At 41.0% G+C, this 19,886-nt stretch carries 20 protein-coding genes; 8 read left to right on the top strand and 12 right to left on the bottom strand.

What is annotated here, in order from left to right; all coding sequences use genetic code 11:
• The first annotated feature begins 80 nt into the window (after positions 1-80).
• The 4 genes from serC (at position 81) to ESA94_RS14900 (ending at position 5,494) form a co-directional block, all read left to right on the top strand.
• Complete coding sequence (gene serC, locus ESA94_RS14915; protein ID WP_129131726.1) at positions 81-1,151, top strand: 3-phosphoserine/phosphohydroxythreonine transaminase; 1,071 nt, start codon at positions 81-83, stop codon at positions 1,149-1,151.
• Between the two features lie 75 nt (positions 1,152-1,226).
• A complete protein-coding gene (locus tag ESA94_RS14910) occupies positions 1,227-2,468 on the top strand; it encodes a DUF1015 domain-containing protein (protein ID WP_129131725.1) in 1,242 nt (413 codons plus the stop codon).
• Between the two features lie 97 nt (positions 2,469-2,565).
• On the top strand, positions 2,566-3,582 hold the full coding sequence (locus ESA94_RS14905; protein ID WP_129131724.1) for a tetratricopeptide repeat protein: 1,017 nt from the start codon (positions 2,566-2,568) through the stop codon (positions 3,580-3,582).
• A 121-nt stretch (positions 3,583-3,703) separates the two neighbouring features.
• Complete coding sequence (locus ESA94_RS14900; protein ID WP_129131723.1) at positions 3,704-5,494, top strand: AMP-dependent synthetase/ligase; 1,791 nt, start codon at positions 3,704-3,706, stop codon at positions 5,492-5,494.
• Positions 5,495-5,562: 68 nt separating this feature from the next.
• On the opposite strand, the gene ESA94_RS21475 is transcribed toward ESA94_RS14900, so the two are convergent.
• Entirely contained in the window at positions 5,563-5,703 is a 141-nt protein-coding gene (locus ESA94_RS21475; protein ID WP_164972755.1) for a hypothetical protein, read from the bottom strand.
• Positions 5,704-5,815: 112 nt separating this feature from the next.
• On the opposite strand from ESA94_RS21475, the gene pyrH reads away from it, so the two are divergent.
• The 3 genes from pyrH to pdxH all read left to right on the top strand — a co-directional run bounded on the left by pyrH (position 5,816) and on the right by pdxH (position 8,379).
• Positions 5,816-6,529, top strand: a complete 714-nt coding sequence (gene pyrH / locus ESA94_RS14895; protein ID WP_129131722.1) for a UMP kinase — start codon at positions 5,816-5,818, stop codon at positions 6,527-6,529.
• A 128-nt stretch (positions 6,530-6,657) separates the two neighbouring features.
• Positions 6,658-7,677 (top strand): hypothetical protein, encoded by a 1,020-nt coding sequence (locus tag ESA94_RS14890; RefSeq protein ID WP_129131721.1) that lies wholly within the window; start codon positions 6,658-6,660, stop codon positions 7,675-7,677.
• A gap of 60 nt (positions 7,678-7,737) precedes the next feature.
• Complete coding sequence (pdxH, locus tag ESA94_RS14885; protein ID WP_129131720.1) at positions 7,738-8,379, top strand: pyridoxamine 5'-phosphate oxidase; 642 nt, start codon at positions 7,738-7,740, stop codon at positions 8,377-8,379.
• 131 nt (positions 8,380-8,510) lie between these two features.
• Here pdxH and ESA94_RS14880 read toward each other — a convergent pair whose 3' ends face one another.
• The 11 genes from ESA94_RS14880 to ESA94_RS14830 all read right to left on the bottom strand — a co-directional run bounded on the left by ESA94_RS14880 (position 8,511) and on the right by ESA94_RS14830 (position 18,768).
• Positions 8,511-8,630 (bottom strand): 30S ribosomal protein THX, encoded by a 120-nt coding sequence (locus ESA94_RS14880; RefSeq protein WP_129131719.1) that lies wholly within the window; start codon positions 8,628-8,630, stop codon positions 8,511-8,513.
• A 115-nt stretch (positions 8,631-8,745) separates the two neighbouring features.
• Positions 8,746-9,015: an HU family DNA-binding protein gene (locus ESA94_RS14875; RefSeq protein WP_129131718.1), complete on the bottom strand. Its 270-nt coding sequence runs from the start codon at positions 9,013-9,015 to the stop codon at positions 8,746-8,748.
• A gap of 284 nt (positions 9,016-9,299) precedes the next feature.
• On the bottom strand, positions 9,300-9,605 hold the full coding sequence (locus ESA94_RS14870) for a DUF4286 family protein (protein ID WP_129131717.1): 306 nt from the start codon (positions 9,603-9,605) through the stop codon (positions 9,300-9,302).
• A gap of 1 nt (position 9,606) precedes the next feature.
• Entirely contained in the window at positions 9,607-10,377 is a 771-nt protein-coding gene (locus tag ESA94_RS14865; protein WP_129131716.1) for an exodeoxyribonuclease III, read from the bottom strand.
• Positions 10,378-10,490: 113 nt separating this feature from the next.
• On the bottom strand, positions 10,491-11,462 hold the full coding sequence (locus ESA94_RS14860; RefSeq protein ID WP_164972754.1) for a c-type cytochrome: 972 nt from the start codon (positions 11,460-11,462) through the stop codon (positions 10,491-10,493).
• 129 nt (positions 11,463-11,591) lie between these two features.
• Positions 11,592-13,808, bottom strand: a complete 2,217-nt coding sequence (locus ESA94_RS14855; RefSeq protein WP_129131714.1) for a TonB-dependent receptor — start codon at positions 13,806-13,808, stop codon at positions 11,592-11,594.
• 18 nt (positions 13,809-13,826) lie between these two features.
• The gene (locus ESA94_RS14850) at positions 13,827-15,131 is read right to left on the bottom strand and encodes a tetratricopeptide repeat protein (protein ID WP_129131713.1); all 1,305 of its coding nucleotides are present in this window, start codon (positions 15,129-15,131) and stop codon (positions 13,827-13,829) included.
• A 70-nt stretch (positions 15,132-15,201) separates the two neighbouring features.
• On the bottom strand, positions 15,202-15,726 hold the full coding sequence (locus ESA94_RS14845; protein ID WP_129131712.1) for a DUF4331 family protein: 525 nt from the start codon (positions 15,724-15,726) through the stop codon (positions 15,202-15,204).
• Positions 15,727-15,764: 38 nt separating this feature from the next.
• Positions 15,765-16,424: a DUF4331 family protein gene (locus tag ESA94_RS14840; RefSeq protein ID WP_129131711.1), complete on the bottom strand. Its 660-nt coding sequence runs from the start codon at positions 16,422-16,424 to the stop codon at positions 15,765-15,767.
• 185 nt (positions 16,425-16,609) lie between these two features.
• Positions 16,610-17,188 carry a fasciclin domain-containing protein gene (locus ESA94_RS14835; protein WP_129131710.1) on the bottom strand — a complete coding sequence of 193 codons (579 nt, stop codon included), beginning with the start codon at positions 17,186-17,188 and terminating at the stop codon, positions 16,610-16,612.
• 200 nt (positions 17,189-17,388) lie between these two features.
• The gene (locus ESA94_RS14830; RefSeq protein WP_129131709.1) at positions 17,389-18,768 is read right to left on the bottom strand and encodes a vanadium-dependent haloperoxidase; all 1,380 of its coding nucleotides are present in this window, start codon (positions 18,766-18,768) and stop codon (positions 17,389-17,391) included.
• Positions 18,769-19,114: 346 nt separating this feature from the next.
• On the opposite strand from ESA94_RS14830, the gene ESA94_RS14825 reads away from it, so the two are divergent.
• Positions 19,115-19,882, top strand: a complete 768-nt coding sequence (locus tag ESA94_RS14825; RefSeq protein ID WP_129131708.1) for a LuxR C-terminal-related transcriptional regulator — start codon at positions 19,115-19,117, stop codon at positions 19,880-19,882.
• Positions 19,883-19,886: the final 4 nt, after the last annotated feature.

Here is a 19,886-nt window from a genome sequence, read left to right as displayed (position 1 = left end):
CGTCGCTTCCCCGGCCGACCTTCGGTCAGACGGGGAAGCTCCTAACACCCGTTCCTAACAAATGAATTAATTTCGCCTCCATGATCCATAATTTCAACGCAGGACCTTCTGTTTTACCGAAAGAAGTATTTGAACAGGCCAGCCAGGCAGTACTCAACTTTAACAACAGCGGCTTATCCATTTTAGAAATCGGTCACCGTACGCCGTTGTTTGAAGAGGTGATGAATGAAGCCCGTTCGCTTGTGAAAGAATTAATGCAGCTGGATGATGATCATGAAGTGCTGTTCCTGCATGGTGGTGCTACTACACAGTTTATGCAGGTGCCCATGAACCTGCTCAACGAAAACGAAGTTGCAGCTTACACCGAAACAGGTACATGGGCAGGCAAGGCCATTAAAGAAGCCAAACTGTTTGGCCATGTTGAAATTGTTGGTTCATCTAAACATACCAATTACACAACCATGCCGCATGATTTGTCTGTTCCGGCAACAGCGGCTTATCTGCATATTACTACCAACGAAACAATTGCCGGTACACAGTGGCATCAGCTGCCTTACGATTGCGGTGTGCCCATTGTTGCCGATATGAGCAGCGATATCCTCAGCCGTGTACTCAACTTTAATAAGTTCGATCTTATTTATGCAGGCGCACAAAAGAATATGGGTGCAGCAGGTGTAAACCTGGTTGTGATCAACAAAAATATTCTGGGTAAAGTAAACAGGATCATTCCGGGTATTCTCGACTATCGCAATCATATCAAAGAAGGCAGTATGCTTAATACACCGCCAGTGTTTGCAGTATATGTGGCGATGCTTACACTGCGTTGGTTAAAAGAGCAGGGTGGTGTGGCTGCTATTGAAGCAATCAACAATAAAAAAGCGGAGTTGATCTATGCAGCACTGGAAGCAATTCCGTTTATTAACCTGCCGATAGCAAAAGAAGACCGTAGTAAAATGAACGTGGTGTTTACAATGGACGATCCTGCAAAAGAAGCAGCATTTATGCAGCTGTGTAAAGAACAAGGCATGTATGGGGTGAAAGGTCACCGCAGTGTGGGTGGTTTCCGTTTAAGTTTATACAATGCGTTGAAGATGGAAAGTGTGGAAGCAATGCTGCAGTTGCTGAAGGAGTTTGCAGCGAAGAATGGGTAACAGTAAATTGATTTATCGGACAAGCAGGGGAAAATTCCTTTTCTTTGCAGCCGGTTAGTAAGTACAACAAAATATATGGCTATCATCGTTCCGTTTAAAGCCCTGCGTCCGCAGGCACAGTTTGCCAAACAGGTGGCGGCACGTCCGTACGACGTGTTGAACAGCAAAGAGGCGAAGGCAGAAGCACAAGGCAATCCTTATTCTTTCCTGCATATTACAAAACCAGAGATCGATCTTCCCGAAGAAACCGATCAGTATGCTGCTGAAGTATATCTGAAAGCAAAAGATAATCTTGCTGCGTTTATTCAGCGTGATGTATTGTTTCGTGAAAATAAACCTTGCTATTATATCTATCGCCTTATTATGAATGGCCGCAGCCAGACTGGTTTGGTTTGTGGCAGTTCGGTAGAAGATTATGAAAAGGATGTGATCAAGAAACACGAGTTCACCCGCCCCGAAAAAGAAAACGACCGTATCAATCATATCAAGATCAGCGGTGCACAAACCGGTAATGTATTTTTAGCTTACCGTGATGTAGCTGCTATGAACGAACTGATTGAAAAATGGAAGGCTGATAAGAGTCCTATCTACGATTTTACAGCCGATGATGAGATACAGCATACCATTTGGGTAGTAAATGATGATGCAGCTATTGCAAACATCAGCAATCTGTTTGCAACACAGGTTCCGCAAACCTATATTGCCGATGGTCACCACCGTGCAGCATCTGCAGCAAAAGTGCGTGCCGCATTGGGCGATGCTTCAACAGAAGAAAGTGATTATTTCTTAACAACATTATTTCCTGCAAGCGAACTGCAGATTCTCGATTACAACCGTGTGGTAAAAGATCTCAACGGATTGTCGGTTGCTGAACTGCTCGAAAAAATAAAAGAAGATTTTCAAGTAAAGCTGGTTGGTAAAGATCAGGTGAAACCTTCGCAATTGCATGTGTTTGGTATGTATGCCGATGGCAACTGGTACGAGCTTACTGCAAAAGAAGGCACTTATAAAACCGATCCTATCGGCATATTGGACGTAACCATTCTTTCCGATAACCTGCTCGATAAACATTTAGGCATTAAAGATCAGCGTACCGATAAACGCATCGATTTTGTAGGTGGTATCCGTGGACTGGGCGAATTGCAAAAACGTGTTGACAGTGGTGAAATGAAAGTAGCTTTCAGTTTGTACCCTGTTACGATGGAGCAACTGTTCGATATTGCTGACAGTGGTAATGTAATGCCTCCCAAGAGCACCTGGTTTGAACCGAAGCTGCGGGATGGTTTGCTTACACATCTCATCTACAACGAAGCCTGATTGTAAAGCCTGGCAAGGTTTTTAGCTTTCTTAATAAAATTGCAATATTGCAGAGGCGGTTTTACAATCGCCTCTTTTCGTTTAATTTTGAGGCGATATGAAAAAATTACTTAGTGTATCTGTTTTGATTTTAATGTGTGTAACAGCTTTTGCCCAAGACCCCGATGCAGCGCAACTGCACGAAACGGGTAAGCAGTTTATGCGTGGTGGCGATTGGTCGAATGCGGTATTGGTCTTAACCAAAGCATTGCAGAAAGAACCAAACAGCATCTCCATTCAAAAAGATCTTGCGCTCACTTATTATTATCAACGTGATTTTGGAAAAGCACGTGAAACAGTGAAACCTTTAATTGATCGTGACGATGCAGATGTACAGGTGTTCCAGATTGCCGGCAATATTTATAAAGCATTGGCCGAACGTAAGGATGCGGAAAAAATGTACAAGAAGGCGTTGAAGAAATATCCAACTAGTGGTCCGTTGTATGCAGAGTATGGCGAATTGTTGTGGATGCTCAACGATAATTTTGGAAGTATAGAACAATGGGAGCTGGGTATTAAAACCGATCCTGCTTATGCCGGCAACTATTATTTTGCTGCACGTTATTATTTCTTTACAACCGATAAAGTGTGGGCATTGGTATATGGCGAAGTGTTCATCAATATGGAAAGCTATACAAGCCGTACAGCCGAAATGAAAAAATTGTTGCTTGATGGCTATAAAAAATTCTTCACTATCGATGAAAAAACACAACCATCAAAAACAAAGAATGAATTTGCGGATGCGTTTATTGCTGTTATGAAACAAAACAGTGCAGTAACCAATAACGGTATTACTACCGAATCGCTCACAATGTTGCGTACACGTTTTCTGCTCGACTGGAATAAATCGTATGCAGCAAAGTTTCCGCATCGTTTATTCGATCATCAAAAACAACTGGTACAGGAGGGTATGTTTGATGCATACAATCAATGGATATTTGAAGCAGCAGGCGATTTAGCTAAATACGAAAGCTGGACAAAACTGAACACCGAACAATACAACGAGTTTACAAAATTTCAAAAATCGAAACTGTTTAAACTACCCTCAGGGCAGTATTATAAACAGGCAAACTGATCAATAAAAATCCTCCTTTCAATGGAGGATTTTTTATAGGCGCATTGCGCTTTTCTGCTTAACTTACTTTTGTCAAAAAACAAGATCTGTTTTTTGTTGCGTACACTTAATTGCATGCTATATGAATCCCACAAGATTATTCGACTGCATTGATGTGCAGTTTGCAAAATTTCCGCAGGAAGCAATGTTTGCTGCTAAAGAAGAAGGCGGCATCTGGAAAAAATATTCAACAGCAGAAGTAAAAGAAACTGTTGACAGGCTTGCAGCTGGCTTAATACATCTTGGCGTTGGCGGTAATGATATGAGTGCGGAGAAGCGTGATAAAATCGCTATCATCAGCAATAACCGCCCCGAATGGATGATGCTTGATCTTGCTGTTCAAAAAACAGGAGCAGTATTGGTTCCAATTTATCCAACACTTGCAGTAAATGAACTGGAGTTTGTGTTAAATGATGCAGCTGTGAAACTGGTTTTTGTAAGCGATCAGGATCTGTACGACAAAGTTCAATCAATACGTTCTAAAGTACAAACTGTGCATGCAGTGTTTACGTTCGATTACCTGCAGCCATCATTGCATTGGAAAGATATTTTAAGCAAAGCAACCGAGAACGATTTTAAAACACTTGCAGTTTCGGCACAAAGCATCCGTTACGAAGACATGGTGACGATCATTTATACTTCAGGTACTACCGGTACACCTAAAGGTGTAATGCTTAGTCATAAAAACATTCTCAGTAATGTACTGTCGTGTACACCTGTGTTTGCAGATTTTTGTGTACCCGGCGATAAGGCATTGAGCTTTCTTCCGCTCAATCATATTTTCGAACGCATGGTTACGTATGTATATCTTTTTAACGGCGTGTCTATCTGGTATGCACAAAGTTTAGATACCATTGGCGATAATCTTAAAGAAGTGCAGCCTTCTGTTTTTACTACCGTACCACGTTTGCTCGAAAAAGTGTACGAACGTATTATGGGCAGAGGACAGGAGTTAACCGGGCTTAAGAAAAAATTATTCTTCTGGGCGGTTGATGTAGGCGGCGAGTTTGCAATCAATAAAAATCAAGGCTTCTTTTATAAACTGAAGCTGGCCATTGCCAATAAACTCATCTTTAAAAAATGGCGTGAAGGTTTAGGTGGCAAAGTAAAAGCAATTGTTACGGGTGCAGCGGCCTGCCAGGTGCGTTTGCTGAAAGTATTTACTGCCGGAAAGATCGTTATTATGGAAGGCTATGGTTTAACAGAAACATCACCGGTAATTGCAGTCAACCGTTTTGTTGAAAAGAACCGGATGTTTGGTACAGTTGGTCCTGTGATTGATGGCGTGGATGTACTGATAGCAGAAGATGGCGAGATCTGTTGCAAAGGCGATAATGTAATGATGGGTTATTACAAACGTCCCGATCTTACTGCAGAGGTAATTGATAAAGATGGTTATTTCCACACAGGTGATATTGGTATGCTGGAGCAGGGGCGCTTCTTAAAAATTACCGATCGTAAAAAGGAAATTTTTAAAACAAGCGGCGGTAAATATGTAGCTCCACAGCCGATTGAAAATAAAATGAAGGAGAGCAAGTTTATTGAGCAGATGATTGTAGTGGGACCCGAACGGAAATTTGCCGGTGCGTTGATTGTTCCATCGTTTGAAAATTTAAAAGTGTGGGCTGCACAGAACAATATCAGTTTTGGAACAGTACACGACCTGGTACGCAATCCGAAAGTGCTGGAAATGTTCAAGCATATTGTGGAAGAGTTTAATCAGCAGTTCAACCATGTGGAGCAAATCAAGAAGTTTGAACTTTGTCCTAATGAATGGACGGTTGATGGTGGTGAACTTACGCCAACATTAAAGTTGAAACGGAAAGTGATCATGGAGAAATATCGGGATGCGATTGAAAGGATTTATTTGTAAGACTAATGATTAAAATAAATGAATGAGAATTGCTGACACTGGCGCAAGCGTCTCGCTTGTGTCTTCGCTCAAACGATATAACTCAATTCAATCAACCCGTTCTTATTGTGAAAGTCCCTCGCACTACTGTACAGGTATTCTTCTTCTAATTCTACAAATCCTGCTTCTACAGGATTATAATGAATGTAGTTTGATGTCTGGTAAAACATTTCAACCTAGTTGTGGCACAAGCGAGACGCTTGCGCCAACTCCTGCATTACCGCCAGCCATCAAAAACCGCATTCCTTTTTTCCGTAAAACCAAATCGTTTATCTTCGCAGCATGCTTCCAAAATACAAACGCATCCTTCTTAAACTTTCAGGCGAATCATTAATGGGCGATAAGAATTTCGGTATGGACTCTGCCGTTATTTCGCAATACGCTCAAAGTATTAAATCCATTGTTGAGCTGGGTGTTCAGGTAGCCATTGTTATCGGCGGTGGTAATATTTACCGTGGTATGAACGAAGCAGAAACGGGTATTGAACGTGCGCATGGCGATTATATGGGTATGCTGGCAACCGTTATCAATGGCATGGCTTTACAGGCAGGTTTGGAAAAAGCAGGCGTGTACACCCGTTTACAAAGCGCCATTAAAATGGAACAAATTGCTGAACCATACATCCGTCGTCGTGCCATTCGTCATTTGGAAAAAGGTCGTGTGGTGATCTTTGGTGCAGGTACCGGCAATCCTTACTTTACTACCGATACAGCAGGTTCGCTCCGTGCAATAGAAATTAATGCCGATGTAATTTTGAAGGGTACACGTGTAGATGGTATTTACACTGCCGATCCGGAAAAAGATCCTACAGCAACCAAATACGAAACCATTACCTTCCAGGAATGCCTCAGCAAAAACCTGCGTGTAATGGATATGACGGCTTTTACACTTTGCATGGAAAACAAGTTACCCATTATTGTGTTCGATATGAACCGTACCGGCAACCTCAAGCGTGTAGTTACCGGCGAAAATGTGGGTACTGTTGTTAACGGTTAACCTGTTCGTTCACACTTTCGTTTTGTTGGGGATAAGTTTCGCTTACCAACATTTCCGCAATCCTGTTATTGCAATTAACTTTCCATTGTTATTCTGAAGTATTCTTCTACGTAACAAATTATTCGTTCATGCCAGTAACCCTGTTAGCTATAGAAATATCTGTTTTCGAAATAGCCATGTTCCAGATCGGCGCATTGGTACTCGGTTTCGTTATTCATTATTTCTGGAGTATGCGTCACGGCAACCAGTTCGATCAGGAGCTGGATGTAAAGAAGTTTGAGAAAGAAGCATACGATTGGCGCATGAAGTATTACAACATTCTTGAGCAGCAGAAAGACAGTGGCGAACATTTGCAGAAAGAACTTGCCTCGGTACAACAAAGCGAACAGGCATTGATGGAAGAGATAGAAGAACTCAACGATCTGATAAAAGAACTGAAGCAACGTCCACAACAGGTAATTGTTGAAACAGTTACAGCTACATCTTCGGGTGCTGATGTAAGTCCTGCTGCATACCTTGCACAGTTGAAGAAAGCGCAGGACGATCTGTTGCAGCACAATCAAAGTATCTCTCAATTGTTGAACCAGGTAGATCTGCTGGAGAAAGTGGAACAGAAGCACCAGGATACGTTGCAGCAAAATCAATACCTCAACGAACAGCTTACCATACTCCGTCGCTCATTAGCAGAAAAAGAAGGCGAGCTCAATACCATTCGTCAGCAAACGGTGCTTACACAGGAAATGAAAAACCGTTTGGAAACAGCGTACGATGAGTTCAACGAAATTCAATCGAAGCTGATGAAGGTTGAGCAACAGCTGAGTGTGCCGCAAACAAATGCTTTGCGTTACGATGAGCTGGAAGAAGCCAATCATCTTTTATCGGTTGAGCTGAACGATCTGCGCAGCAAACAACGGGAGTTGGTAGAAGAAAACTCCAGGCTTTCGCAACATGTTATTGAAATGGAAAGCAAGCTGAAAGAAGCCAACCTGCAACGCCAGCAATTAAGCAAGCGAAACGATTTTCTCGAAGAGCTCAACAAGGACCTGCAGCAGGTATCGGACCATAATAAAAAGCTTGAATCGCAACTTTCCCGTCTTTCCGAAATTGAAGCAATGCTTGCACGGATTTCTTCCGGACAAAATCAGTAAATCAGCGGTTATTATTCGTTCGTTCCTTAGATTTGGCGCTTCACTAAAACAGCTTGTTTTATGGCGTCCATTGCAGATATCCGCAGAGATTATTCCTTAAAAACATTAATTGAAACAGAAGTAACCGATAACCCTTTTCTCCAGTTTGGAGATTGGTGGCAGCAAGCCATTGAATCGGAAATTGATGAAGTAAATGCAATGACACTTGCAACTTCATCGAACGAAGGCGTACCATCGGCACGTATTGTATTATTGAAAGGTTACGACGAAAAAGGATTCGTGTTTTATACCAACTACGAAAGCATGAAAGGGCAGGAACTTGCGGAAAATCCGAGAGCCTGTTTGTTGTTTTTCTGGAAAGAACTCGAACGCCAGGTACGCATTATTGGGTTGGTTGAAAAAGTGAGTGTTGAAGAAAGTGATGAATATTTTTTATCACGCCCAACAGGATCGCAGGTAGGTGCATGGGCTTCGCCGCAAAGCAGAGTTATTGAAAACCGCAGTTGGTTAGAAAACCGTGTGAAAGAAATGGATGAGAAATTTAAGACAGAACAATTAACCCGTCCGGCACATTGGGGTGGCTACAGAGTAAAGCCCGTGATCATCGAGTTCTGGCAGGGAAGAAGCAGCCGTTTACACGATCGTATTCAATATACGTTACAGGAAATTGGTGGCTGGAAGATTGAACGTTTAGCACCCTAAAGGAAAATGGCTGATGTAGGATTTATGATGTAGGAAGTATGAGTGCAGGAATTGGTTTTTGGGGAAATAAAAAAAGCAGGCGATCACTTGCGTAACAACCTGCTTCAGGAATTTTTGCTTATAGCGGAAGCTTATTTAGTTTCAGCTTTCTTCGCAGCTTTCTTTACAACAGCAACTTTCGCAGGACGGCTTTTGCCGAAAGAACCTTTGAAACGTTTGCCTTTTGCAGTTTTTTTATCTCCTCTGCCCATGATAATTCGTTTATTTAAATGAGTGAATTGCAGCAATGCTGCGTAGTTACAAAGTTGAACATAAAAAAAGCAAGAAACAAAAAACGTTTCCTGCTTTTTTTATGCCTGTAAATAATCAGAGCTTCGCTGCTAATTCTTTACCTGCTTTAAATTTAGCTACTTTCTTCGCTTTGATTTTGATAGTTGCACCTGTTTGTGGGTTACGACCTGTACGTGCAGCACGCTTGGTTACAGAAAATGTACCGAAACCAACCAGTGTAACTTTACCACCACCTTTTAATGTTTTTGTAACGGCTTCAACAAAAGAATCCAGGGCAGCATTCGCCTGTGTTTTTGAAATTTCTGCATCTTCAGCAAGCTTTGCAACTAATTCTGCTTTGTTCATATGAGAGTTTTTTTAAGTGGAGCAAATATAGAAGGTTTTGAAAAGCAACAAAATTTTTTTCGCTCACAGAAAACACTTAAAAATTTTGCTGTAATGCAGGCAGGGCAAGGATTGTAAAGATTTCAACCCCCAAATTATTTTAAGAAAAAGTAAAATAAGAACGCTGAAAGCCTTGTGCAACAAGCATTTCAGCGTTCTTGCTGCTGTAATCCTTTGCCAGCAAGGGTTTCAGCAATGTGTATAATTAAATTGCGGGCAGTTGATTTTGTTGCTGTTTTCCACAATTACTGCACAACTTCCATTAATGAACGGAATGCGATAAACTGGTTACCCCATTTATCGAATGCTTTTTGCCGCAGTGTATTGGCATGTGTGTTTACATAATCTTCCTGCAGTTCTTTACTTGCAGCAAAGTACTGCACAGTGTATGTTGGCCCTTCTTCTTCTTCAGTTTCAAGTAAGCGAAAAAAACGTGCATCGGTAAAACAACCGGTTGCAATTACTTCGGGTATATGCTCTTCCTTCATCCAGCTAAGCCATGCATCATGTATAGCCCAGGTTACTTTGGATGTTACGTTGTATACGATCATATTATTTCATTTTCAGTTCAAGATAAACAGGGCAATGATCGCTGTGTTTTACATCAGGATAAATTTCTGCATCTTTCAAATTTGCTTTCAACGGTTCGGTAACACTGATGTAATCAATACGCCAGCCTTTGTTTTGTAAGCGTACACTGGGGAAACGCTGGCTCCACCAACTGTAACGATGAGGTTCGGGATGAAATGCACGAAACGTATCAACCCAGCCACTGTTATAAAACTTCGTCATCCACTCACGTTCTTCGGGTAAAAAACCGCTCGACTTTTTATTTCCTTTCGGATCGTGAATATCAATTTCATGGTGTGCAATATTGTAATCGCCGCAAAGAATCAGTTTAGGATGCGTTTTCTTTAATTCGTTCAGCCAGTTGAAATATTCATCGAGCCAAACATATTTAAATGCCTGGCGTTCGTCGCCACTGGTACCGCTGGGGAAATAAGTATTGATCAAACGAACATCACCAAAGTCAAGCTGTATTACACGGCCTTCATCATCGCTTGGTCCATGACCATTGCCTGTTACAACATTATCGGCTTTTATTTTTGAAAACACAGCCACCCCACTGTAACCTTTCTTCTGCGCACTGAACCAATAATCGTGGTAACCCAGATCGTTAAACAGTTTGTGATCTACATCTTCTTTGGTGGCTTTTGTTTCCTGCACACAGATAATATCGGCAGGATCTGTTTTCAGCCAATCAATAAACCCTTTTTTTATGGCAGCACGAATGCCGTTAACGTTATAAGAAATAATACGCATGCGAGTGAATTTATGTTGCAGCAGCGAATGTAAGCAAGGCTGCTTATATGCACATAAAAAGAAAGGCATTCCTTCCGGAATGCCTCTTCAGGAAACATCAAGACTCAGTACAACTAAGCTTTCTTTTCGTAGAATGTTTTTTCTATTTTTTTATTAACCGGTTTTACGGTTTGCAAAAATTTGTAAATGGCTTTTATTTCCATATCGCTCATGCGGCTGAATGGGCCCCATGCCATCGGGCTGTGTTTAATAAGTTTTCCCTGGCGTATGCGGTTGCGGAAAGTTTCTTCGTTCCAGCCGTAAATGCGGCCTGTTTCTTTATCGGGTGTAAGGTTGGGGCTTTGGCATTCGTAATGTTCCGGATCAATGATCGATTCCATTTTAAAACCACCGGCAAATGGTTCACCAATAAAAGCACCCGTCATCAAATCTCTGTCGGTATGGCAACCGTTGCAATTAGCAACACTCATGGCAAGGTATCTTCCATATTCAACAGTAGAATCTGCTTTTACAGATTTGGGTGGTGTGGCGGTTGGTCCAACAGGTTTTAATACAAATGCTTTGATAACCATGCCCAGCAAATTCATTTTATTATCAGGCACTTTATTGCTAACCGGTTTTATGGTGCGGATGTAGGAGATAACTGCTGTAAGATCTTCATCGCTCATATCATGAAATGGCATAAAGTCGAACAGTGCTCTGCCATCGTGCCCAACGCCAAAACGCAACGAGCGTGCAATGGCTTCATCAGAAATAGTACCGATGCCGGTTTCTTTATCGGGTGTAATGTTCTTTGGATAAATATGACCGATGGGCAATTTGAAATCTCTGCCACCGGGCAAATCAACTTCTGCGCCGCTGTTTACAATTTCTTCGGTTCCGGGTTTTGCATGACAGTCGGCACAATGCGCAGGCCCATACACAAGATATTTGCCACGTGCAATAACAGCACTGTCGGAAGAAGCTTTGATAGCGGGGTAAGGCGCATCGTACTTTTTGTTTTGATTAAGCAGTACAATGGCCGCAAGGCCAATAATAAGAAAGAGCAGGATGATGCCTGTCCATTTCAATGTTTTTTTGAGCATGTTAGTTTGGTTTTGTGATTGGCAGAAAAAAGGTAGAAACATTTTTGAGAAGATGCAATACCTGACGCTGATTAGTAAAACAAAAAAAGCCACAACAAAAGTTATGGCTTACTCTGCTTGATTGTTCTGTTAAAAGTGTACGGCTAATTTAAGTTTTAGAAAAAAAGGATTGCCGGGTGTAAAATGTAATTCGGTAACGGAAGCGGGTTCATTGCGTAATCTTGATTCTGTTGCAAACTGTGCTTCATTCCATTTTGAATTGAAGAGGTTTTCTGCTACTGCGGAAATTTCCCAATTATATAAAGCATAGCTTACAGAAGCATCCGTAATAAAATACCCTTTGGCAGTAATGCTGTAATCTTCGTTTGCTGCACGTTTGGCAATGTAACGGTAACGAATTGCTGCACTCAAGTTGTTTTGCTGATAGTTGATACCTCCTGTGCTGGTAACTGTTGGTGCTAAGGGGATGTAATTTTCATCTTTTGCATTCTCAATACTTCTGGTATGCGCCAGGTTCAAATTGCCATCGGCAAAGAGTTGCTTTAACAGTTGCCAGCGTACTGAAATATCTGCACCATAACGGCGTGTTTTGCCGGCGGGTTCAACAATTCCTTCATCGCCTACATATACAAACTCCTGTTGGAGAAAAAGATGCCATACAGCTGCATTGAGCAACAAGTTTTTGAAAGGTTTCCAGATGAAACCAAGATCAGAGCCATAAGAAGCCGGCAGCACTTCTCTGCCTGTTTGTGGTAATACTACCCGTGTATCGTTACTGTGAAATCCCTTTCCATTTTTAAAATACAATTGGAGGGTTTTATTTAACGTATAAAACAAATTTGCTTTTGGGCTAACAATGAACTGCTCCTGCGCTTTTAAAGAAGGGTTTAGTTTATCGCTGTACTTAAAATGAAAATAGTCGACTCTGGCACCAAAAGTAAGCAGCCATTTACCCATCTCGATCTTTTCATCTGCATACAACCAGCCATTGGTTTCATGCACATTACCCAAGGCAATGGCTTCGAGAACTTCTGCTTTGTTTTTAGTATGTGATAACTCCGAATTGTCTGTTATGTCAAAACGTAATCCGCTGCCAATGCTGCTTGTAAAATCTGTTTTGCCTTTTGTGTGTTTCGACTGCCAGTTCGATTGCCAGCCAAAAATATCTCTTGCTTCCTGCTGTAATATCTGATCGCCATTAACAGCATCGTTGAGAAAGAAAGTGAAATTCGAAAAAAGATTAAAATGATAACGGGAATAATACAGCTGATGTTCGAGCTGATCCTTACTATGTAAACGCTGCTGCAGTTTTGCACTGAAATTGATGCGGCCTGTGTAACCACCTTCGGTATTATCAATAGCGCCAAAGCGACTGATGCTGTTATTGGCTACTGCACGCTCCGGAATCTGGCCAGATGCATCCCATTTGCTATTAAATACGCTTGCTTGAATAAATATTTTATTGCGCTCGTTAAGCTCAGCATTGTACTTACCCCAAATATTGAAACGGTTAAAATGCTGTGCACTTTCAAAAGGCCCATCGGAATAAATGAATTCAGATGCAAGAAAGGCATTTTGTTTTTTGTTGGATGCAGGGAGCAGGTTAATTATTGCCAATGCCCGGTAACTGTTAAACAAACCTGCTTCAAGCTGTACCGTGTTTTGTATAAGCCTGTTTACTGTTTGGAGTTCTACATAACCTGCTGTGTTGAAATTACCATGCTCAGTGTAATAGCTTCCCTTTCCATAGTCGATTGTTTTTACCAGCTCGGGAATTACAAAATGCATATCAGCATAACCTTGTCCGTGTGCATGCGATGGCATGTTTACCGGTATGCCATCAACTGTAATCTGTACATCGGTACCATGATCTACATCGAAACCTCGTAAAAAAATCTGCTCTGCTTTACCGCCACCCTGGTGTTGTGCAATAAACAAACCCGGCACATAACGCAAAAACTCCTGTGCCGAATTAACAGGCCGTTTATTCAAATCAATTTTGCTGATGGTAGAATACACTTTGTTGGCATTACCGGCGGCAATAACCAGTTCTTTTAAATTAAACGTTGTACGGCGCAGGTAAATAACAGCTGATTTTCCTGCAGTATTTAGTTGTAAAGATTGGTAGCCGATAGCGGTAATACTGATGTTTGTTGTTGTTGCCGAAACCGAAATTGAAAAGCTGCCATCTTTTGCAGAGGTTGTTGTTTTATTATTGCAGAAAATAACAGCGCCTTCTACGGCTTCATTGTTTACACTGTCTATAATACGTCCGTTAAAAAAAACTTGTGCCTTTGTTGTATTAACAAGAAAAACGCTGAACAACAGAAGTAGCATTTCTTTCATAAACAACAGAAGTTAAATTCAGAGCGATTGCAGCTCTTGGGTAATATTTTTGGTTACTTGCGGTCCTAATTCAAAACTGCTTTCCAGAGCCTGGCCCAGGTAGTACTTTGCAAGGTTGTTATTACCAGCTTTTTTAAAAATTAAACCTATATGATAAAGGGCGTCGGGTTCAAATGTTTTGTTTATTACACGTCCGTTGGCTATGCCAACAGCTTCATTCAGCCGGTTGCTTTTGTATAGCGACCATGCGAGCATATCGTAAGATTGAGCGGTAGGGCGGTTCTGAATTTCTTTTTGTGCAATTAACAAAGCTGCAGAAGGGTTATTGTATTCATCCGTAAGAATGTTAAAGAGATATTTATTGTACATATCGCCGTAGCCGGGAGCCTGCACTTTTTTAATAAAGGAAAGCAGCCACTTGTTTTTTTCGGTGATGTTATTTTCATAGCCGGCAATTTCACTCAACATCAGATCATAATCAGGTATGGGATGAATTTTTTGAAGACGATGAAGGATTGTTTTTGCAAAATTTGTGTTTTTATCGTTCGAGAATGCAAGCCAGGCAATTCCTTTCCATGCATGATAGTAATTGGCATCGCTGCTAATTACTTCGTTATATAATCTGTAAGCATCATTAATTCTGTTCTGATGGCCATACATATCTGCAAGATTTGTTTTTACCCACAGCAGCAATTGTGTATTCCTGCTGTCGGCTACATCGGCATATGCTTTTTCCATATAGCGGATGCTTTCTTCACTGTTGCCTTTATGATCTTCTAACTTTGAAGCACGGATGTAGTAATCAAAATTATTTTTTGGATGAATACTTTGAAGAATTTGTTCGGCACGAAACTGTTGTCCTAACTCAAGCTTTATGTCAAAAGCTTGAAGCAAGGTTAAATATTTGTTGTCGCCCATTGTTAGTGCGGTGTCTATATACCTCTCTGCATCTTTAAACCGGTGCTGTGTAACAGCATTTGCAGCAAGTGCACGGTAAACACCTGAGGAGAAAAATTTCTGCAGTTGATTTGCTGCTTTGTATAAACTATCACTCTTAATTATATCACCGATCAGGCCACTGTGGTGAAACCGCATTGAATAAAGTGATGCAAGTTTCAGTACAGATGCATTTTCTTCTCTGTTTTCTGCAATTCTTGTTTGCCAGAAATAAATATCTTTTTCAATTAACAGAGCGCTGTTGCTTTGCGCAGGTTGCTGTTGCAGCAAATGAAGCAACAGTTCTTCCTTTACTACTTTACCGGAATTGTAAGAACAGCTGAAGCAGGTTGCAACGACAAACAAAAGCAGGAACAGTTTATACATAGCAAATACTTGTAAAGAGTGAGAATAGTACAAGCGAAGCTGAACTACAGCTTCGCTTGTAATGGTTTTGTTAGTGTGGCGTAGCTAAGTAAGGAAACGAAGCAAGAAAAGCTTTGTCGTTTTCGCTTACATGATCGCTCGTTAAACCCGGATTTGAACCTCCGGTTGGCCCGCCAAACAGTAAAAGCAGCTCTACATCAATCACATCATCGGCCAAAGCACGACCGGTTAAAATATTAGTACCGTCAAAGAAAGTTGTAGGTGCAGTTTTAGAAACATTTAATACATCAGTTGCAAGTAAACCGGTGAACTGATCGGCATTCTGACCTAACGCATTTGTTGTATATCCGGCATTTAATGCAAGCAGTCTTGCTTTAAACTTTGCTGCAAATGCTGCACCCATAGCCGAAGGAATAGTGGTGTTAAAAACATCTTTTTCTGAACTTCCAACAAACACTGTGTTAATGGCCGGGCGTGCCATCTGGTCGCCCATTTCATAAACAGCCTGCGTTGGTGGTGTGTTTTCTTTATTGCATGCAGTAAACAGAATTACTGCTGATGCCATTAAAACGGATAAACCTGTTCTTAATTTCATTGTAATGATTTTTTGAAATGAAAAATTTCTTCAGCTTTTTAATTGATTGCCTTTTTTGATTCGGCCCAAACGTTTATTGTGTTGGTACTTCCCAACAGCGATTTGGGAACTTCAATAACAATGCTCATTACGTTTGTTCCTTTAAACGTATCTGTACCGGGGTTGTTAAACCCACTTGCAGTACCGCCAATTATTTTTTGATATTGGCCAAGATCAAAAAAGAAAGGATCATCACGAGGACCGGCAAAAACTTTAATACCGTTTTCTTCACCGATTTTTGCAGCTTGTCCATATACAGTTATATCTGCCTGTACAGAAAATGCAGAAGGAGAAATTACACTCTTTGTACCAGTAGATACAGGCTTATAAGGCCCATATACTTTCATTTTTCCATTTTTAGCAATGGCTTGTATTACCAGGTCTTCAACATTATCACCATTGTTGTCGATATTAAATTCAATCAGTGTTTTTTCATCAAACATGGCCATGCTGCTTGCAGACGGAGAAAGTAACCCTTGTGTGTTTGCTACAAACACAAGGTTGCTTGTGTTTTGACCTCGAAACACATATACATCGGTAATGTCTGTTGTTTGATTAGATACAGCAGGAGAGTCAAGATGGTCAGCAGCGTAAATAATGCCGCCTGTTACAGTAACTGCTACGATAAAAGCAGTTAACAGAAATTTTCTCTTTTTCATTGTTTAGTTTTTTAATGAATAATAAATGGCGAGTATGTTTTTTATACGAGGTTAGGCGAAGCTTTAATTACTGCAGATAGAATAGTTACGTTAAAAATGATAGTATTGGATTTGAATTTTTTTTTGCGAAAAGTAAGGGCCGGTAAAAACCGACCCTTATACCAAAACCAGGACTACATCATTTGTTAACTTTTAGGCATTATTACCGTATCAATTACATGAATAACACCATTGCTCTGATAAACATCTTTAATGGTAACAACAGCCATTCCGCCTTTTTCATCTTTCAACCACAGTTTTCCGTCTTTCATCATTAGCCAGAGTTTACCACCCTGTACTGTTGTTAATTCCGTTGTGCCATTGCCCTCTTTTATTCGTTTGGCAATTTCTTTTGCATCCAATTTACCTGCTATAACATGATAGGTTAGTACGGCCGTAAGTGTTGCTTTGTTTTCCGGTTTCAGCAACGTTTCAACGGTGCCTGCAGGTAATTTATCAAACGCAGCGTTGGTAGGTGCAAATACAGTAAACGGTCCTGCACTCATTAATGTTTCAACAAGGCCAGCTGCTTTTACAGCTGCAACCAGTGTTGTGTGATCTTTTGAGTTAACAGCATTTTCTACAATGTTCTTAGATGGATACATAGGTGCGCCACCAACTTCAACTGTTTTTTCTTTCATCTTCATAGAAGATGATTGTGCAAATACATTTGCTGTAACAAGCATAGCAATAGCTGCAGCGGTAAAAAGTTTTACGCTTTTCATTTTGTGTTTAATTTATAATGAAAGGAAAAATAATGAGGCAGTAATACTGCCGGTTCTCTTTGTTTGTTGAGAACATAAATAACTACGAAGGCTGAAGCTGGATGGATTTACGAAAGCAAAAAATGTATAATTAAAAGACCCATGCAAAGCATGAGTCTTTCAATCAACAAGAGTCAGGTGTTTCTGGTGTTGCAATAATTTTAATCGTCGTCTTTCAAAAATTGAATGGTTTGTAAAATGTTTTGTGCAACCTTCTTGCCCTGTATTCTGCTGTTATCGCAGGTAGATTGGTAATGAATTCCTCCATATATTCTGCTGTTTGCCATTTCAATACTCATCTCTTCAAACGAAGCAAAACTTCTGGCAGAGAAACCAAGGTAATCGTAGGTGTGCAACGTTAGTGCAAAGTGATCGCCAAACACATTGGTGAGCATATCCATTACAGCCGAATTAATGGTTGCATGGCCCGATGGAAATTCGGGATGATTTGGGGTTGGTATGATAGTGTTCCATGTTGTATGCCCCATTACATTGCGTATGTACGTAATGGGCCTGACGGTAAGATGGATATATTTATTAGTGAAACAAATAATAGTAGCATCGTGTTGTGCAAGACCAACTTTTGCATACGCCAATGCTGCAGCATCGAGTGGAAGTTGAGCTTTACTTAATGCCTGTAAAAAGATCGACACAAAATGTCCGCCACCGGGATAGCCCGGATTGTCTCTGTTATAAATAGCCGAAGCAATCTGGTCTGCAGTAAGTACAAACGATTTATCGTAAACATCTTTTACCATATTCCAGAAATCAGAACCAGGTGTAATGGAATAAGGCGGAGGTGCAGGTATCTCTGTACCTGCAGCAACATCCGGAACCAGTAATCTGCGCTGAAAGTAATACGCATTTGCAGCAGGTGCAGCAGGCGATGTTTTTACCCATTTACCAAAACCAACCGGTGGCTCATAAGCAGGATTAGGATTACTTTGTCCGTCGGTTGCGGCCCATGCAAATATTCTTGTTGCAACTTCTTTACCAAAAGCAATGGAGCGTTCAAGTGTGGAAGCATTTACTTCTGCTGCATACATGTTTTGTAAAGTAGTTTCAAGATTGTTGATGGCTGCTTTGTTGGCATCGGATGCTGTTGGAAAAAGTTTGCGGTTCATTTCTGCCAATGCAGCATTGGCACTTGCAGCCCAGTGGTAAGCTTTGCCTGGTTCAACAGCCGGCATATCGGGAAAAACAGTTAATTGCCCCGAGAGTGAACGATAGGCAGGCATACCGTTTACAACAGCTTCATAAGCTGCAATGCCACAATAGCCTTGTGCCCGGTCGGCAGTCTGCGAGCCTGCTCCTGATGCAAGAGGAACACGCAACAGATCTAATTGCATATTAAGCCAACGCATAATTACATCTGATGAAAATGTTTTCGTTTGCTGCAGATGACCTTGTACTCCGGCGTTGTTTGCTTTTGAGGGAATATCTTCCGGTAACGATTCGGGTTTTATTTCTTTCTTGCAGGAAAGGCCTGTTATTGAAACAAGCAGCAACAGAAAGAATGCTTGCTTAATGTTCCTGGTCATGGTTTTAGCTTTATTGGTTAAATGATGTGGTTGCTGCAAAACATATTTCTGCAGTAACTTTCTTTGCTTGCGAAAAGCAAACTCAGTGTTCAATTATTTCGGGAGCGGCACAAAGTCCTGCTTCAAAAGGATAGCGGGATAAAGATGCGGAAGTGTAGAAGGAGAGAAGTGTTTGTTTTTAAACAACCTCTTTTAAATAACAAAGCTTAAATGTAATTTTATTAACCAAAGACTGAAATACCCATTTATAGGTACACAGTTGTTTTGCACACTTACTGCCTGTTTTGTCCGGCCTTTTTAACTGCTCTTACTCCGACTCTTATTTTTTATTGTTCAATCAGCGTGTATGAAGGAAGATCCTTTCCAGCAGAAATTCAGTAATGTGTTGGCCGGTACAGAACGAAAGCGTTTACATAACAAAACAGCCATAAAACAGTTTGCATTTGCAAAATTGTACAACCTGTTTCTTACAACCGATTCGTTTTATTTTATCGTCAATCACCGAAAACCTTCGGTAGAATATGTAAGCAAGGAAATTGAAAAAGTATTAGGCTACAAAGTACAGGAGTTTAACTGGGAGTTTCTCAGCAGTGGCTTACACCAGAACGACCGGTTATGGTTTTTAGCCATAGCCAATGCGGTGATTGATTTTTTTGCACATCTGCCTTTAGAAAAGCAAATGCAATACAAAGTGCGGTACGATATACGCTACCGTAAAAAGAATGGGTTGTATACACGTTTGCTCTATCAGGGTATACTGCTTGAGCAGGATGCAAAGGGCCGCATTGTACGCAGCTTTGGATTGTTTACCGACATCGGCTATTTAAAAAAAGAAGGCAACCCTGTGTTATCGTTTATTGCAGTGAACGATGATCCTTCGTTTTATGATGTGGTAGCGCACTCGCTTTTAGCCGACAATCGTGAAGCGTTAACCACAAGGGAAAAACAGGTGTTGAAACTGATGATCGAAGGCAAACCAAGCAAACAGATCGGCAGTGTGCTAAAGATCAGCAAACAAACTGTTGATACGCACAGGAAAAATATGTTGCGGAAAAAACATCTTCATAATACGGGTGAGCTGATAGGGAAGGCGATCAGATATGGATGGTTGTAGAATG

Origin of the sequence: Lacibacter luteus (assembly GCF_004118265.1) — a bacterium.
GTDB lineage: Bacteria > Bacteroidota > Bacteroidia > Chitinophagales > Chitinophagaceae > Lacibacter > Lacibacter luteus.
The sequence above is the reverse complement of the archived record's forward strand: the minus strand, read 5'-3'. Positions and strand labels throughout refer to the sequence as shown.

What these genes read in the sequence shown, in the direction of transcription:
- serC (WP_129131726.1), top strand. Translation starts at nt 81, where the DNA reads ATGATCCATAATTTCAACGCAGGACCTTCTGTTTTACCGAAAGAAGTA.
- ESA94_RS14910 (WP_129131725.1), top strand. Translation starts at nt 1,227, where the DNA reads ATGGCTATCATCGTTCCGTTTAAAGCCCTGCGTCCGCAGGCACAGTTT.
- ESA94_RS14905 (WP_129131724.1), top strand. Translation starts at nt 2,566, where the DNA reads ATGAAAAAATTACTTAGTGTATCTGTTTTGATTTTAATGTGTGTAACA.
- ESA94_RS14900 (WP_129131723.1), top strand. Translation starts at nt 3,704, where the DNA reads ATGAATCCCACAAGATTATTCGACTGCATTGATGTGCAGTTTGCAAAA.
- ESA94_RS21475 (WP_164972755.1), bottom strand. Translation starts at nt 5,703, where the DNA reads ATGTTTTACCAGACATCAAACTACATTCATTATAATCCTGTAGAAGCA.
- pyrH (WP_129131722.1), top strand. Translation starts at nt 5,816, where the DNA reads ATGCTTCCAAAATACAAACGCATCCTTCTTAAACTTTCAGGCGAATCA.
- ESA94_RS14890 (WP_129131721.1), top strand. Translation starts at nt 6,658, where the DNA reads ATGCCAGTAACCCTGTTAGCTATAGAAATATCTGTTTTCGAAATAGCC.
- pdxH (WP_129131720.1), top strand. Translation starts at nt 7,738, where the DNA reads ATGGCGTCCATTGCAGATATCCGCAGAGATTATTCCTTAAAAACATTA.
- ESA94_RS14880 (WP_129131719.1), bottom strand. Translation starts at nt 8,630, where the DNA reads ATGGGCAGAGGAGATAAAAAAACTGCAAAAGGCAAACGTTTCAAAGGT.
- ESA94_RS14875 (WP_129131718.1), bottom strand. Translation starts at nt 9,015, where the DNA reads ATGAACAAAGCAGAATTAGTTGCAAAGCTTGCTGAAGATGCAGAAATT.
- ESA94_RS14870 (WP_129131717.1), bottom strand. Translation starts at nt 9,605, where the DNA reads ATGATCGTATACAACGTAACATCCAAAGTAACCTGGGCTATACATGAT.
- ESA94_RS14865 (WP_129131716.1), bottom strand. Translation starts at nt 10,377, where the DNA reads ATGCGTATTATTTCTTATAACGTTAACGGCATTCGTGCTGCCATAAAA.
- ESA94_RS14860 (WP_164972754.1), bottom strand. Translation starts at nt 11,462, where the DNA reads ATGCTCAAAAAAACATTGAAATGGACAGGCATCATCCTGCTCTTTCTT.
- ESA94_RS14855 (WP_129131714.1), bottom strand. Translation starts at nt 13,808, where the DNA reads ATGAAAGAAATGCTACTTCTGTTGTTCAGCGTTTTTCTTGTTAATACA.
- ESA94_RS14850 (WP_129131713.1), bottom strand. Translation starts at nt 15,131, where the DNA reads ATGTATAAACTGTTCCTGCTTTTGTTTGTCGTTGCAACCTGCTTCAGC.
- ESA94_RS14845 (WP_129131712.1), bottom strand. Translation starts at nt 15,726, where the DNA reads ATGAAATTAAGAACAGGTTTATCCGTTTTAATGGCATCAGCAGTAATT.
- ESA94_RS14840 (WP_129131711.1), bottom strand. Translation starts at nt 16,424, where the DNA reads ATGAAAAAGAGAAAATTTCTGTTAACTGCTTTTATCGTAGCAGTTACT.
- ESA94_RS14835 (WP_129131710.1), bottom strand. Translation starts at nt 17,188, where the DNA reads ATGAAAAGCGTAAAACTTTTTACCGCTGCAGCTATTGCTATGCTTGTT.
- ESA94_RS14830 (WP_129131709.1), bottom strand. Translation starts at nt 18,768, where the DNA reads ATGACCAGGAACATTAAGCAAGCATTCTTTCTGTTGCTGCTTGTTTCA.
- ESA94_RS14825 (WP_129131708.1), top strand. Translation starts at nt 19,115, where the DNA reads ATGAAGGAAGATCCTTTCCAGCAGAAATTCAGTAATGTGTTGGCCGGT.